Origin of the sequence: Streptomyces sp. NPDC086835 (assembly GCF_044745705.1) — a bacterium.
In the GTDB taxonomy this organism is placed as follows: domain Bacteria; phylum Actinomycetota; class Actinomycetes; order Streptomycetales; family Streptomycetaceae; genus Streptomyces.
The window spans coordinates 71,466-84,496 of sequence record NZ_JBIVAU010000009.1; the positions used below are offsets into that span (position 1 = coordinate 71,466).

Annotated in this window: 13 protein-coding genes; 3 read left to right on the forward strand and 10 right to left on the reverse strand. The window is 70.3% G+C overall.

Annotated elements, in window-relative coordinates; all coding sequences use genetic code 11:
- Positions 1-123 precede the first annotated feature (123 nt).
- Complete coding sequence (locus tag ACIPJI_RS26330; protein ID WP_402249234.1) at positions 124-2,247, forward strand: SpoIIE family protein phosphatase; 2,124 nt, start codon at positions 124-126, stop codon at positions 2,245-2,247.
- A gap of 16 nt (positions 2,248-2,263) precedes the next feature.
- On the opposite strand, the gene ACIPJI_RS26335 is transcribed toward ACIPJI_RS26330, so the two are convergent.
- The 7 genes from ACIPJI_RS26335 to ACIPJI_RS26365 form a co-directional block, all read right to left on the reverse strand.
- A complete protein-coding gene (locus ACIPJI_RS26335) occupies positions 2,264-3,385 on the reverse strand; it encodes an amidinotransferase (protein WP_402249235.1) in 1,122 nt (373 codons plus the stop codon).
- A gap of 220 nt (positions 3,386-3,605) precedes the next feature.
- On the reverse strand, positions 3,606-4,784 hold the full coding sequence (locus ACIPJI_RS26340) for a hypothetical protein (protein ID WP_402249237.1): 1,179 nt from the start codon (positions 4,782-4,784) through the stop codon (positions 3,606-3,608).
- A gap of 622 nt (positions 4,785-5,406) precedes the next feature.
- Entirely contained in the window at positions 5,407-6,246 is an 840-nt protein-coding gene (locus ACIPJI_RS26345; protein WP_402249238.1) for an aldo/keto reductase, read from the reverse strand.
- Positions 6,247-6,368: 122 nt separating this feature from the next.
- A complete protein-coding gene (locus ACIPJI_RS26350; RefSeq protein ID WP_402249239.1) occupies positions 6,369-7,928 on the reverse strand; it encodes an FAD-dependent monooxygenase in 1,560 nt (519 codons plus the stop codon).
- A 134-nt stretch (positions 7,929-8,062) separates the two neighbouring features.
- On the reverse strand, positions 8,063-9,121 hold the full coding sequence (locus ACIPJI_RS26355) for an ArsO family NAD(P)H-dependent flavin-containing monooxygenase (RefSeq protein WP_402249241.1): 1,059 nt from the start codon (positions 9,119-9,121) through the stop codon (positions 8,063-8,065).
- A complete protein-coding gene (gene arsB, locus ACIPJI_RS26360) occupies positions 9,118-10,155 on the reverse strand; it encodes an ACR3 family arsenite efflux transporter (protein ID WP_402249546.1) in 1,038 nt (345 codons plus the stop codon). Before arsB ends, ACIPJI_RS26355 begins: the two co-directional genes overlap by 4 nt.
- 122 nt (positions 10,156-10,277) lie before the next feature.
- A complete protein-coding gene (locus ACIPJI_RS26365) occupies positions 10,278-10,586 on the reverse strand; it encodes a helix-turn-helix transcriptional regulator (protein WP_307704968.1) in 309 nt (102 codons plus the stop codon).
- A 220-nt stretch (positions 10,587-10,806) separates the two neighbouring features.
- On the opposite strand from ACIPJI_RS26365, the gene ACIPJI_RS26370 reads away from it, so the two are divergent.
- Positions 10,807-11,226, forward strand: coding sequence for an arsenate reductase ArsC (locus tag ACIPJI_RS26370; RefSeq protein WP_307704969.1), 420 nt, complete (start codon positions 10,807-10,809; stop codon positions 11,224-11,226).
- Between the two features lie 559 nt (positions 11,227-11,785).
- On the opposite strand, the gene ACIPJI_RS26375 is transcribed toward ACIPJI_RS26370, so the two are convergent.
- Positions 11,786-11,980, reverse strand: coding sequence for a hypothetical protein (locus ACIPJI_RS26375; RefSeq protein WP_356620491.1), 195 nt, complete (start codon positions 11,978-11,980; stop codon positions 11,786-11,788).
- A 178-nt stretch (positions 11,981-12,158) separates the two neighbouring features.
- Between ACIPJI_RS26375 and ACIPJI_RS26380 the strand changes: the two genes are divergently transcribed.
- Positions 12,159-12,311, forward strand: coding sequence for a hypothetical protein (locus tag ACIPJI_RS26380; protein ID WP_402249243.1), 153 nt, complete (start codon positions 12,159-12,161; stop codon positions 12,309-12,311).
- Here ACIPJI_RS26380 and ACIPJI_RS26385 read toward each other — a convergent pair.
- Entirely contained in the window at positions 12,308-12,820 is a 513-nt protein-coding gene (locus ACIPJI_RS26385; protein ID WP_402249245.1) for a hypothetical protein, read from the reverse strand. The two genes, ACIPJI_RS26380 and ACIPJI_RS26385, sit on opposite strands and share 4 nt — an antisense overlap.
- 5 nt (positions 12,821-12,825) lie before the next feature.
- Positions 12,826-12,975 (reverse strand): hypothetical protein, encoded by a 150-nt coding sequence (locus ACIPJI_RS26390; RefSeq protein WP_402249246.1) that lies wholly within the window; start codon positions 12,973-12,975, stop codon positions 12,826-12,828.
- Between the last annotated feature and the right edge of the window lie 56 nt (positions 12,976-13,031).

Consider the following 13,031-nt stretch of genomic DNA (forward strand, 5'->3'; position numbering starts at 1 on the left):
CGGCGGACGGGAGCATGCCGGGCCCGGGACGTCTCGCGACCGGCCGTGTACGGCGCGGCGGCCCGCAGCCGCCCCGGACGCCGCGGCGACGTCACGTCACACACCGTGGCCAGGTGAAGAAGCATGCAGCCCGCTGAGACGGACGCGTCCTCCGGTCCGGGGCTCGAGCACCTCGTCCCCGTCATGGGCGACGTCGTGCGTGACACCGGGGCATCGGTCGGCCTGGTCTACCTGCTGGAGCCGGACGAGCACATGCTGCGTCTTGCGCTGGTGTCGGGGGCGTCCCAGCGGATCACCGCGCCGTGGTCCCGCATCCCCTTGGACACGTCGATCCCGGTGGCCGACGCGATGCGCAGCGGGCAACTGGTGTGGCTGGGCAGCCAGGAGGAGATCGCCCGCCGGTATCCGCGTCTGGGGATCGTGCTCCCGTACGACTTCATGCTCGGCGCCGCTCCTGTGGTCGGCGGGGGTCATGTATGGGGCGGGATCGTGCTGCTGTGGCCGATCTGGCACCCGCCGCGGCTCAGCACACACGAACGGGAGGCCGTCGACGGCTTCTGCCGCCGCGCGGGGGACATCCTGCGGCACGCGGCCGACAGCGGTCACCGGCTGCTGCCTGAAGGCGAACCGCGGATCGTGACGCCGCCGCGCCCGCAGGAGACCGACCCGGCGCAGGCCATGGCCGCGCACAGATTCGCCGAACGCCTGCCGGTGGGCTGCTGTGCGCTGGACCTGGACGGCCGCATCACGTTCATCAATCAGGCCGGCGCCGAGCTGGTGGGCGCCGGGGCCGCCTCCCTGCTCGGCAAACGCCCGTGGGAGATCCTGCTGTGGCTGCAGGACCCCGTGTTCGAAGAGCGCTACCGGGCCGCTGTCCTCTCACGACAGCCGACGTCCTTCGTCGCCGTCCGCTCGCCGGGTACGCGGTTGGCCTTCGAGCTGTACCCGGACGAGACCGGCCTCAGCGTCCACATCAAGCCCGCCGCGGAGGACGGGGCCGTGCCTGTGGCACAGCAGCCGGCGTATCCGGCCGAGGCCGTGAACGTCATGGCGCTGTACCAGCTGACGCATCTGGCGGCCGCCCTCGCCGAGGCGGTGAGCGTCCAGGATGTCGTCGACCTGGCCGCCGACCAGATCGTTCCCGCACTCGGTCCCCAGGGCCTGGTCCTCATGACGGTGGACGACGGGCGGCTGCGGGTAGTCGGCCATCGCGGCTACAGCGACGAGTTCCTTGAACGCGTCGACGGCACGCCCGTGACCTCCGACGTCGCCGGAGTGCACGTGGGGACGACCGGAGCGGCCGAGTTCTTCCCCAGCTTCGACGACTTCCGGCTCGCCCACCCACACACCTCTCGCTACCGGAACAGGAGTGCTTGGGCGTTCCTGCCGCTGACCGCCTCGGGCCGCCCGGTGGGGTCCCTCGCCCTCTCCTACGACCGGCCGCGCCCCTTCCCTCCGGCGGAACGAGCCCTGCTGACCTCACTGGCCGGGCTGATCGCCCAGGCCCTTGACCGCGCCCGGCTCTACGACGCCAAGCACACCCTCGCCCACACCCTGCAGACAGGGCTGCTCCCCCACACCTTGCCTCACGTCGCCGGCCTGGACGTCGCCGCCCGCTACCGGCCCGCCGGCCACGGCATGGACATCGGCGGCGACTTCTACGACCTGATCCGTTGTACGGCGACCACGGTGGTCGCCGCCATCGGCGACGTCCAGGGACACAACACGACCGCCGCGGCCCTCATGGGCCAGGTCCGCACCGCCGTCCACGCCCACGCCACCGCGGGCGCGTCACCCGGCGACATCCTCACCCGGACCAACCGCCTGCTGACCGATCTGGACCCCGGCCTGTTCACCAGCTGCCTCATCGCCAAGCTCGACCTCGCCCGCCACCGGGCGCACCTCGCCACCGGCGGGCACCCGCCGCCGCTGCTCCGCCACCCCGACCGGCGCACCGAGGTTCTCGACGTGCCGCCGGGCCTGCTCCTCGGTATCGACGAGAACGCCGAGTACTCCACAACGGAGATCGCTCTCCCGCCCGGCGCGGTTCTGGCCCTGTACACCGATGGACTGGTGGAGGTCCCCGGCGCCGACATCACCGACACCACGGACGGTCTCGCCCGGCGTCTCGCCGACTGCGAAGATCCGCACCTGGACGACATCACCGACTGTCTCGTCCACCACGCCGACGGCTCTGCCGCCCGCACCGACGATGTCGCTCTGATCGTCGTCCGGCCGCATCTTTGATCAGCCGCAGCCCTGATCAGTCGACATACGACTCGAGCGTGCCGCGTCGCCGGATGTCGAGGGTGGCGCAGTGGAAAGAGCCGCCGAACGGCGCGTAGTGGAGCAGGTCGCCGGGGATCGGCTCGAAGCCCCACTTTTCGAGGGCGCGCAGCATTCCGGTGTGGTGCCGTTCGGCGATCATCCTCTTCTCGTCGATCATGAGGATGTTCATGTTCAGCCACTTGCCGCACATCGAGGTGATCTTGAGCAAGGGCTCGCCGACGGGGTCGGGTTCGGGGGCGATCAGGATGTCCCACGAACTCAGGACGTCGGGCAGCCGGTCGATGTCGATGTATTCGGGGTTGACCAGTACCTTGCCGGGCGAGAGCGGCAGGAACGTCGTATCGATGTGCATCGGCGTGCGGCAGCGGCTCTCGATCTCATGAATGCGATAGCCGGGCCCGAGATGGCGCCGCAACCATTCGATGCCCATCCGGTTGGTGACGTTGCTGCGGGTGACGAACAGGTCGCGGCCCGCGCGCACGAAATCCGCGGCGTCGAAGACCGGCTCGAACTCGGTGAGGATGTAGCGCATGGGCTCACCGGCCTCGGGGATACGGAAATCCGTCTCGAACAGCGCGTCGGTGAGCTGTGGTCTCGGTGCCGCCGTCCACCGCGCGCCGCGCCGGAAGTAGTCCTTGAGGATCGCGCGATAGGAATGCGTCTCGAAATACCGGCACGGCCATGCCATCGGGGTCTCGATGATCTCGTCGCCGATCACGAGCATGCTGTCCCGGGGGCAGGTGTTGCAAAAGCCGCGCGACGACCAGTCGGGGGTGCCGAAGCGCTGCCTGTGGTCGACCGCGTCGGGGCGCCTGACGGTGATGCCGAGGGATTGCAGGAGAGCGACGAACTCGTCGAGTTCGTGCTGCGCCGGCTCGATCAGCCTGCGCGGATACCTGAAGCCGGCGGCGAGCCCCTGCAACCGTGCTGCCCATGGCGGAATGTTGCATCCCACGACCGGATGGTCGGAGGGGATCGTCGCGCCGTCCAGACGCCCGACGATGATCTCCTCCAGCGGATCCCACTCGTTGTGCGAATTGACCGGCGACAGGAGAGGGCCCGCCGCGTCGGCTGCCGGTTCCTTCGGCGCCGGCATCAGGGGTGCTCCACAGTCCGCATACAGGCATCGTTCCCGGCCGACGCCGTCCGAATGCCGGGCATCCGCACCACCGTCATGATCAACCGCTCCCACCGCGGATTCGGTGACCCACTGCTTTTCGTCACGGTACCGCGAGGCAGCTGGTGCAGGTCGGTGCGCGGATCCCGCTCCCCCACGAGGTGTTGAGAGCTGCGGCCGTCATCGATCGGGCGCGACGCTACGGCGGCCCGGAACCGTGCAGCCAGAAGGCGCCGTAAACAGCCGCCACCAAGGCAGCCGTTCCGACGATGAGCCACGCCCGCGTCCCTCTGGTGCGGCTCAACATGTTCGCGACAGGGAGGAGAAGCGGAAAGGCAGGAATCAGCAGTCGAGGCTTGGACCCGAAATACCCGGAGGCACAGACCGCCAGGATCACCACCACCCCGCAGTACACGGTCAGAGCCACAGGTTGCTTCTCGGTGATGGTTCTTCTGTAGAGCCAGCCGATCGCGAACACACCGACGAGGAGGGCCAGTCCCGCGAGGAAGGCCGAACTGAAAAGGAGGTCGGCGATGAATTTCGAGAAGGCCAGCCCTCCGTCGAAGCCGTTGCCCCACTCGGCCTGCACGTGGAGATAGCCCCAGGGCGTGCCCACCCGATGGCCGACCCAGAGTATGTAGCCGACGGCTCCGAGGGGGGCGACGAGCAGGCCCACAATCATCCGGCCCGTCGGCCGGGCCTCGGCACGGCTGTCGGATGTCGCCCACATCTGGAGGATCGCCGCGGCCCAGACCGCCGCGGTGACCGCCAGTCCGACCGGGCGCGTCAAGCCGGCCAGCGACGCGAGGACGCCGGCGCGCATCCAGTCCCCGTTGAGTGACCATCGCAACGACCACACGGCCAGAGCCACGAACAGCGATTCGCTGTAGGCCATCGACTGGACGATGCCGACCGGCAGCGCCGCCCAGAGGACAACGGCGAAGAGACCGCTCCTCGGACCGTACAGCTGATCCGTGACGGTGAATATCCCGAAAGCCGCCACAAGGGATGCGACGGCGCTGATGAAGAGACCCGCATGCGCGGGACTCAGAGACGTGACCGCCGACACCAGCGATTCGAGCCACGGCAGAAGCGGGAAGAAGGCCATGTTCGAAAGGACTCTGCCGTCCGGCGCCTGGAGAGTGAATCCGTAGCCTTCTTCAATGACCCTTACATACCAAAGGGAATCCCAACGCCGCGCGAGCAGATCGATTGCATCGCGGCCTGTGACATAGGACCACAGAAAGAGCACGGCGAGGCACAGGATACGAATGACGGAATAAGCAAGCAGTGCAGGCGCGGCCGCCCTGAGCGCCCTGAGACATGAATCGCCTCGTTCACCGGAAGCGGTCAGCCCCTCCGGCCGGACGATCACCATAGGTGTCGCGGTTTTCTTTTCATACAAAGAGATTCACCGGGGGACGGCTTCTGCTCGGTCACACTGCCGGTGAACCCGGGCCGGCCACCGACGCCGCCCATGCTTGTGCGGCCGGTCGGCACCTGCCGGTCGACAGCGGGCGTCGGAACCGCTTCCGCAGGCAAGGGGACAGCGCCGAGTACGACGGTCGACGACTCAAGCGGAATCACCTTTCCCCCTTTTCTTCTTCGCTTCCCCCACTCAGGGGGCAGTCGCTTCGGCTCGATCTTCACACCACGGCCACACCATCGTAATCGCCTTCGCGCCCCTCAAGGACATTGGATGCGCATCAATGCGGGCAATGCCGACTCCAGCCGGGCACCTCTACGCTCAAGGGGCGGATTCGGGATTAAAGTGCATAAAAGGGACGGCGGTAATGGTGTGCCGCATCACGCGAGGAGTCTCCCCATCGCCAGGGCAGCGCGTGGATTCTCAACTCGCCGGGTCATGCGTACGGCTGCGCAGACGGCCCCGGTTCGGTACGCACGATATCGGTCGATGGGGGCTGCCTTTCCGCAAGGAAAAGCCGGCAACGTGGCCGCGGAAGCCGAGGAGCGGTCGTCGGGTACGCGCGGCCGTGGCCCTATGCCGGCGCGGGCAGCCGGTCGAGGCGGTCGCGGTGGGCGGGCGACAGCTGGAGACGTTCGGCGGCGAGATTTTCTTCCAGGTGGTCGATCCGCGTGGTGCCCGGGATCGGCAGCACTACCGGCGAGTGCCCGAGGAGCCACGCGAGCACGACCTGGGTGGGCGTGGCACCGAGCTCGGCCGCCACGGCGGCGATCTCGGCCGTCGCCCCCGACTTCCCCCAGGCGACCGGCCGCCACGGCAGAAACGCGATCCCGGCCGCTTCGCACGCCGCGAGCACGGGCTCGTACTCACGGTCGAGCAGGCTGTAGCGGTTCTGCACGCTCGCGATGTCGACGATCCCTCTCGCCTCCTCGAGCTCGGCGACGGTGACCTCGGACAGTCCGATCCGGCCGATCTTGCCCTCGGTCCGCAGGTCCCGCAGGGTGCCGACCTGGTCGGCGAGCGGCGTCTCGGGGTCGATACGGTGCAGTTGGAGCAGCTCGATCCGCTCGACACGAAGTCGGCGCAGTGCCTCCTCCACCTGGTCGCGCAGGACGCTCGGCCGCCCGTCGAGCCGCCACTCACCCGAGGGGCCCGATCGCGCAACGCCGACCTTGGTGGTGATGACCAGCCCGTCCGGGTAGGGGTGCAGGGCCTCGGCGAGGAGTTCCTCGTTGGCTCCCCCGCCGTACAGGTACGCGGTGTCGATCAGCGTGACGCCCAGTTCGACGGCCCGCCGGGCGACGGCGAGGGACGATGCCCTGCCAGGACCGGGCTCGGTCGGCAGGCGCATGGCCCCGAACCCCAGCCGCCGTACGCTCAGATCGCCCCCGATACGGAACGCGTTCGATGTCATCTGCTGCCTTCGCCCCCTCGTTCAAGAGGCAACGCTAGCAGCGCAGTCGGCCGCGGTCGGCCGCCGACGGCCACGTCGCGGGCCGGTGGGTCCGGCCGGTCGGCGGTCGGGCAGCGGTCCCGTCAGGGTGCTGGGCGTTCCTGTTCCCGGGACGGGAGCCAGCGGTCGAGGTACGCGATGAGGCGGGTCAGGTCCGTGCCTGCCGCGAGGTGGCCGATGTAGCCGTCGGGCCGCACCAGGCAGTGAGCGGCGCCGGGCCAGGGCGCGTTCGTTCCGAGTCTGTGCACGTGGACGAGACCGGCGCGTGCCGCATCGAGGGCGGCCGGGTCCGGGGCGCTTCTCCAGCTGTCCGCCGGACCGCACAGAAGCAGGTGGTAGCCCGCCGGGGCCGTCAGGGCATGCAGGCCGTGCGGGGTGTCCGGCAGCCGGTCGCCGGCCTTGGGACCGTGGCGGGGTGGCCGGGAGCCCTCGCTGGTGGCGGGGCTGCGCCGGTAGTTCACGGCGAGTTGGCCGAGCCGCCGGAAGGCGGCGGCGCGCAGCGGGGCGGGGCGCAGGACGAGCGGTGCGATGCGGGGCGCGAGGCGGATGCGTGCCGACCGGATCAGGGGGTGGGCACTGGTCGCGATCTTGAAGGCGAGGTCCGTGAAGCGCAGGACGTCGCGGCCGACCGGCGCGCGTTCCGCTTCGTAGGTGTCCAGCAAGGCGGCCGGTGCGGCGCCCCGGCAGACGTGGGCGAGCTTCCAGCCGAGGTTGAGGGCGTCCTGGATGCCGGTGTTCATGCCCTGGGCGCCGGCCGGACTGTGGATGTGGGCCGCGTCGCCGGCCAGGAAGACGGGCCCGGACCGGTAGCGGCCGGCGCCGCGGTTGTGGATCCGGAAGTCGGTCATCCACACCGGGTCGCGCAGCCGCAGCGGCAGGTCCACGTAACGGTCGACGAGGGACTGCAGCATCGCCAGGCTCACATCCGCGTCTGCGGCGCCCGGGGTGTCCGGGGGCCTCATCGCGAGCATCCGCCAGCTCGCGGGCGACGCGAGCGGGAAGAAGAACACCATCCCGGCGTCGGTCATGAAGGCATGCGCGGCTCCCTGCTCGAGACCGTCGGCCTCCAGATCGGCGAGCAGGAACGTCTGCGGGTAGGAGTGGCCCTCGAAACCGATACCGGCCTGCCGGCGCACGGTACTGCGGGCCCCGTCACAGCCGGCCACGTAGCGCGCGGTCACGCGCTCCTCGGCCCCGTCGCCCCTCCTCAGCCGACAGGCCACCTGCTCGCCCGTGCGGGCCAGTTCCAGCAGTTCGACGCCTCGCTCGAGCGGTGTCCCGCTGTCGGCCAGGAAACGGCCGAGGACGCTCTCCGTCTCGGCCTGCGACAGGAACAGCAGGAACGGGTACGGCGTATCGGCGACGCCCAGGTCGAACAGCGGCACCCGGACCGTCCGGCCCGGCAGATGCATCCTCAGCCGCACCGCCGGATTACCGCGCCGCACCAGCTCCTCGCTGACCCCGAAGGGGGCGAGAGCCTCCAAGGTCCGCGGCTGAACGGCCAGGGCGCGGGACTCGCGGGCGCGGTCCAGGTGCCGGTCGACGATCCGGAACCGGGCGCCGTACGCGTGCAGTTGAGCCGCCAGGGCCAAGCCGGTCGGCCCCGCACCCACGATCAGCACATCGAGCGGCGGCTCCCTCATGCCTTGCAGTGTCGCCCGCCGGCCCGCTTCGTCCAAGCAGCGGCGGCGGCCGGTCGCCCTCAGGCTGTCGGGGACTTCGCGCGGGCACGCCCTCGTCCTTACGTCGGAGCTCGGGAGCGCTGAGCGGCACGGCCTCAGCGCAGCAGCTGGGCGATCCGGCGGGCCGCGTCGCGGGCGGGCCGGCCCACCCCGATCAGGGTGGCGGAGGCGGGGCCGGTCCAGTCGCCGTAGCCGAGGAGGTGCAGGCGCGGCTCGTCGACGGCGCGGGTGCCTTCGGTCGGGACGCGGCCGCGTGGCCCGCGCAGTCCCAGGGGGGCGAGGTGGGACAGGGCCGGACGGAAGCCGGTGCACCAGATGACGGTGTCCGCTTCGGCCCGGGTGCCGTCCGCCCACTCGGCGCCGGTGGGCGTGAGCCGGGTGAACGGGGGTTCGGCGTCGAGCAGTCCGGCGTCGCGGGCGGCACGGACCGGTGGGACGGCGACGATGTCGCCGAGGGAGGCGACGCCGCCACTGTCGGCGCGGCCCTCGTCGAGGGCGCGGCGACGGGCGGTGGCGACGTCGAAGAGGACACGGCCGTCGATGTCGTCGGCGAGGTAGCGCGGTGGACGCCGGGTCGCCCATGTGAGCCGCACACCGTCCAGGGCGAGGTCGGCTGCGACCTGGGCGCCGGAATTGCCGCCGCCGACGACGATGACGTGCTGCCCCGCGAAGTCGGCCGGGCGGCGGTAGTCGGTGGTGTGAAGCTGCCGGCCGGCGAAGACGTCGCGGCCCGGGACGGCGGGCAGGAACGGGCGGGACCAGGTGCCGGTCGCGCTGACGACGGCCCGGGCCCGCCAGTCGCCCGCCTCGGTCTCCACCCGCAGGAACGTCCCCTCGCGGCGCACCGCCTGGACCTGGACGCCGTGCTGCACGGGCAGCTCGTACCGCTTCTCGTAGTCCGCGAGATAGTCGAGCACATGGCCGGCATCCGGGTGCGTCTCCCCCGGCTGCGGCGGCATCAGGCGGCCCGGCAGCGACGAGTACGCGGCCGGGGAGAACAGGCGCAGCGAGTCCCAGGTGTGCTGCCAGGCGCCGCCCGGCGTGGACTGCGCGTCGAGGACGACGAAGTCCACGCCGAGGCGGCGCAGGTGGTAGCCGGCGGCGAGCCCGGACTGGCCGCCGCCGATCACCACCACATCGGCGCGCTGCGTCACGAGACCGGCTGCGTCGCGGTGAACTTCTTACGCCAGGCCAGGGAGACGTAGACCAGGGCGACGAGGACGGGGACCTCGATGAGCGGGCCGACGACGCCGGAGAGGGCCTGACCGGAGGTGACGCCGAAGGTGGCGATGGCGACCGCGATGGCGAGCTCGAAGTTGTTGCCGGCCGCAGTGAACGCCAGCGTGGTCGTGCGCTCGTAGTTCAGACCGATCATCTTGCCGAGGGCGAAGGTGCCGAACCACATGACCGCGAAGTAGACGAGCAGCGGCAGCGCGATGCGGGCGACGTCCAGCGGCTGCGAGGTGATCGTCTTCCCCTGGAGGGCGAAGAGGATGACGATCGTGAACAGCAGGCCGTAGAGCGCCCACGGACCGATCTTCGGCAGGAAGCTGTTCTCGTACGGTTCCCGGCCGAGCTTCTTCTCACCGATCCGCCGGGTCAGGAATCCGGCGAAGAGCGGAATGCCGAGGAAGACGACGACGTTGAGCGCGATCTTCCACATCGAGATGTCGAGACTCTCGCCGTCGCCGAGGCCGAGCCAGCCGGGCAGCAGGTCGAGGTAGAACCAGCCCAGCAGGCCGAAGGCGATGACCTGGAAGACGGAGTTGAGTGCCACCAGGACGGCGGCGGCTTCGCGGTCGCCGCAGGCCAGGTCGTTCCAGATGATGACCATGGCGATGCAGCGGGCGAGGCCGACGATGATCAGGCCGGTGCGGTACTCGGGCAGATCGGGCAGGAAGATCCACGCGAGCGCGAACATCACCGCGGGCCCGAGGACCCAGTTGACGACCAGCGACGAGACCATGAGCCTGCGGTCGCCGGTGACAGCGTCCAGCTTGTCGTAGCGGACCTTCGCGAGCACCGGATACATCATGATCAGCAGGCCGACGGCGATGGGGAGCGAGATGCCGCCGATCTCCACCTTCGCCAGCGCGTCGTTCAGGCCGGGGATCAGCCGGCCGAGCCCGAGGCCGAGGCCCATGGCGATGAGGATCCAGACGGCGAGGAAACGGTCGAGCGTCGACAGTTTCGCGACGACCGACCGGCCTTCGTCGGTCGCGGGCCCCTCGGCGCGGGTCGCCGCGGGTCCTTCGGTGCCGGGCGTCGCGGGTACTTCGGCGCGGGTCGCCGCGGGTCCTTCGGTGCGTGTCACGGACAGGCCCTCTTGTTGTCGGTGGCGGTGCGGGCGGACTCGGCCAGGTCGGCGAACTGACCGGCGAGCTGGGCGATGACGTCCGGACGGAGCTTGTAGTACGTGAAACGGCCGCACGGTTCGGTCTCCACGACCCCGGCCTCGCGCAGCACCTTCAGGTGGTTGGAGAGGTTGGTCTGGCGGGCACCGGTCTCCTCCACGAGATGGGTGGTGCACAGGGTCTCGCGGGCGAGCAAGGTCACGATCCGGAGCCTGAGCGGGTCGGCCAGCACCCGCAGGAGATCAGTGTCGACTGACGTCATCATGGGCTGATACTGTCACATCACCTTCAGCTGATACCAGTCCGGGCTGACCTGAGCCCGGCGCACACCCGCCTCGCCGTGCGTCAGATCCGCGACGACAGCCGCCCCGGCAACCGCCCCGGCAACCGCGTCGGCTCGGACGCCGCATCACCGGCCTGCCGGCATCCTTGCCCGCCTGAACCCGCCCCTCGCCCCGCTGCCTCACTCCGTGAAGGAAGAACGCATGTCCTCCGCCCCGCTCGCCTCCGTGCTGTTCGTCTGCGTCCACAACGCGGGCCGCTCCCAGATGGCCGCCGGCTTCCTCCACCACCTCGCGGGCGACCGGATCGAGGTCCGCTCGGCCGGCTCCGTCCCCGCGGACCAGGTCAACCCGGCCGCCGTCGAGGCCATGAACGAGGTCGGCGTCGACATCGCCGGCCAGAAGCCCAAGGTGCTGACGACGGAGGCCGTGCAGGCGTCCGACTACGTCATCACCATGGGCTGCGGCGACGCCTGCCCGATCTTCCCCGGCAAGAAGTACCTCGACTGGGCCCTGGAAGACCCCGCGGGCAAGGGCGTGGAGTCCGTACGCCCCATCCGCGACGAGATCAGGACCCGCATCGAGGCCCTCATCGCCGAGATCGACGCCCAGCGGGAGGCGTGAACCCGCCGCCGGGCGGCTCCACGGCGTCGGGTTCCGTGCCCCGCGCACTTCGTGAAGCGTGAGGTCCCGTCTTCACCGGCAGCGTTTCGAGACCGCCGGTGGGACGTCGCCACGGAGACCGGCTCACCGACCGGGGACAGCGAACCGCGTGGCCTGGGAAGCGGTGCACGAGCTGATTGAGCACAGCAGCGCCATGGGCGAGTCGAGGCCGCCGAGCCGCGTCGCTCACGCCGGGGGACGGCTGAGCGCCGTTCCCCGGCGCCTACGGGGAGGCGGAGCGCCGGCCGGTTCCGGCCGGTCATGCGACTCGGCCACCCGTGATCCCGGCTGCCCCCCAGTACCGTCCGCACCGCCGGTAAGACACCATGGACAAGCGTCAAGGGGTGCCCCCCTCACAGGCCCGGCTGGTCGGTGATCTCGATCGCCCCGTCGCCGTCGCGTGTCTTCGCGTTCTTCCCTGGAGGAGTGCGATCCGCCCGCGTTCGCCGGGCACAAAGAGTTCATCCGGCCGGAGTTCCCCTCCCGCCGGCTCTGGTGAAGGGGCTTCACCAGAGCCCTTTCAGGCAGTGAAGCGGCCCGGGACGCGATGCGGCTCAGGGGCCGGCACGAACCGGCTCAGCCGGTAGGTGGTCGGCTGCACCAGTCGTCCGCAGAGCGTGTCGATCCGGGTCAACGCCCAGTCGATCCGCACGTCCGCGGAACGCAGACGGTGCAGGTGAGCACGAAACTCCGCCGCGTCCTGGGTCTCGAACATCACTTCCCAGCGGCCGGCGCCATGCGCGGTGCCGCGTCGACTCGCGTCCTGCTGTCGGCGTTTCCTCTTCCGCTGTCCTGGCACCGCCCCAGCATCGCTCGCCGGGCGGCCACCCAGCAAGGCCATTACCCCAGGTCCGGGCTCGTGCGCTGACTGCCCGTCGGGGCAGGGTTCCCGCATGTCCGAGCCCGCCGCGTACCCGGTCTTCCGCACCACCCAGCTTCTGGAAGTCGGGGACCAGCGGTACGCGGAGGTCTCAGTGGACGTCGAGCTGCGCACCGTCCGGGAAGTGCTGCGGATACGCGAGAAGGGCGGATTGGACACGTCCTAGCGTGGTGCAGCCGCCCGCATGCGGCGCTGCCCGTAGCGCGTCGCCCCCCGGGGCTTGAAGACCGACAGTGCCACCGCCACGAGCAGCACCAGGAGCGCCGCACCGGCGTCGGCGGCCAATTGGAGGCGTACACCGCCGAGTTCGCCGTCGGCCAGGGTCGCCTGCCTGACGGCGTCGGCCATGTGGCCGACGGGCCGCATATGGACGAGCAGCAGCGCGGTGGCCAGGACGCCGATCAGGAGCTTGACCAGAACCCAGTAGTGGCGGAACAGTCCCCAGACCGTCCCCAGCGACTGGATGAGCCCGGTGAGCAGACAGGCGAGGGCGAGCGGCACGATGACCAGCCGTGCGGTCAGCTCCATGGACAGGTACGCCGCCCGCACGGTCTGCGGGTCCTGACTGCTCAGGCCGGTGACGGCGAGAGCGAGGAAGACGGCGACCGCGCCGATCCAGCCGACGGACGACGTGACGTGCGCGGTGAGTGCGATCTTGCGTGTCCGGGGCGTCATGGCCGTCATGGCGTGTGCCCTCCCATGCCGCCGCCGGCGAGATGCACGACCACGATCAGCACGACGAGCAGGAGCGCGACAGCGCCGAGCACCTTCACCCAGCGCGGCGCGCCGCCCTCGTCCGGGGGTTCGGGGGTGGGAGGCGGGTCTGTCATGACGGTCCTCATCTGTGGCGGTCATCCGCGGCGAGCGCCCTGTGTCGCATTTTTAC

What these genes read in the sequence shown, in the direction of transcription:
- ACIPJI_RS26330 (WP_402249234.1), top strand. Translation starts at nt 124, where the DNA reads ATGCAGCCCGCTGAGACGGACGCGTCCTCCGGTCCGGGGCTCGAGCAC.
- ACIPJI_RS26335 (WP_402249235.1), bottom strand. Translation starts at nt 3,385, where the DNA reads ATGCCGGCGCCGAAGGAACCGGCAGCCGACGCGGCGGGCCCTCTCCTG.
- ACIPJI_RS26340 (WP_402249237.1), bottom strand. Translation starts at nt 4,784, where the DNA reads ATGGTGATCGTCCGGCCGGAGGGGCTGACCGCTTCCGGTGAACGAGGC.
- ACIPJI_RS26345 (WP_402249238.1), bottom strand. Translation starts at nt 6,246, where the DNA reads ATGACATCGAACGCGTTCCGTATCGGGGGCGATCTGAGCGTACGGCGG.
- ACIPJI_RS26350 (WP_402249239.1), bottom strand. Translation starts at nt 7,928, where the DNA reads ATGAGGGAGCCGCCGCTCGATGTGCTGATCGTGGGTGCGGGGCCGACC.
- ACIPJI_RS26365 (WP_307704968.1), bottom strand. Translation starts at nt 10,586, where the DNA reads ATGATGACGTCAGTCGACACTGATCTCCTGCGGGTGCTGGCCGACCCG.
- ACIPJI_RS26370 (WP_307704969.1), top strand. Translation starts at nt 10,807, where the DNA reads ATGTCCTCCGCCCCGCTCGCCTCCGTGCTGTTCGTCTGCGTCCACAAC.
- ACIPJI_RS26375 (WP_356620491.1), bottom strand. Translation starts at nt 11,980, where the DNA reads ATGTTCGAGACCCAGGACGCGGCGGAGTTTCGTGCTCACCTGCACCGT.
- ACIPJI_RS26380 (WP_402249243.1), top strand. Translation starts at nt 12,159, where the DNA reads ATGTCCGAGCCCGCCGCGTACCCGGTCTTCCGCACCACCCAGCTTCTG.
- ACIPJI_RS26385 (WP_402249245.1), bottom strand. Translation starts at nt 12,820, where the DNA reads ATGACGCCCCGGACACGCAAGATCGCACTCACCGCGCACGTCACGTCG.
- ACIPJI_RS26390 (WP_402249246.1), bottom strand. Translation starts at nt 12,975, where the DNA reads ATGACAGACCCGCCTCCCACCCCCGAACCCCCGGACGAGGGCGGCGCG.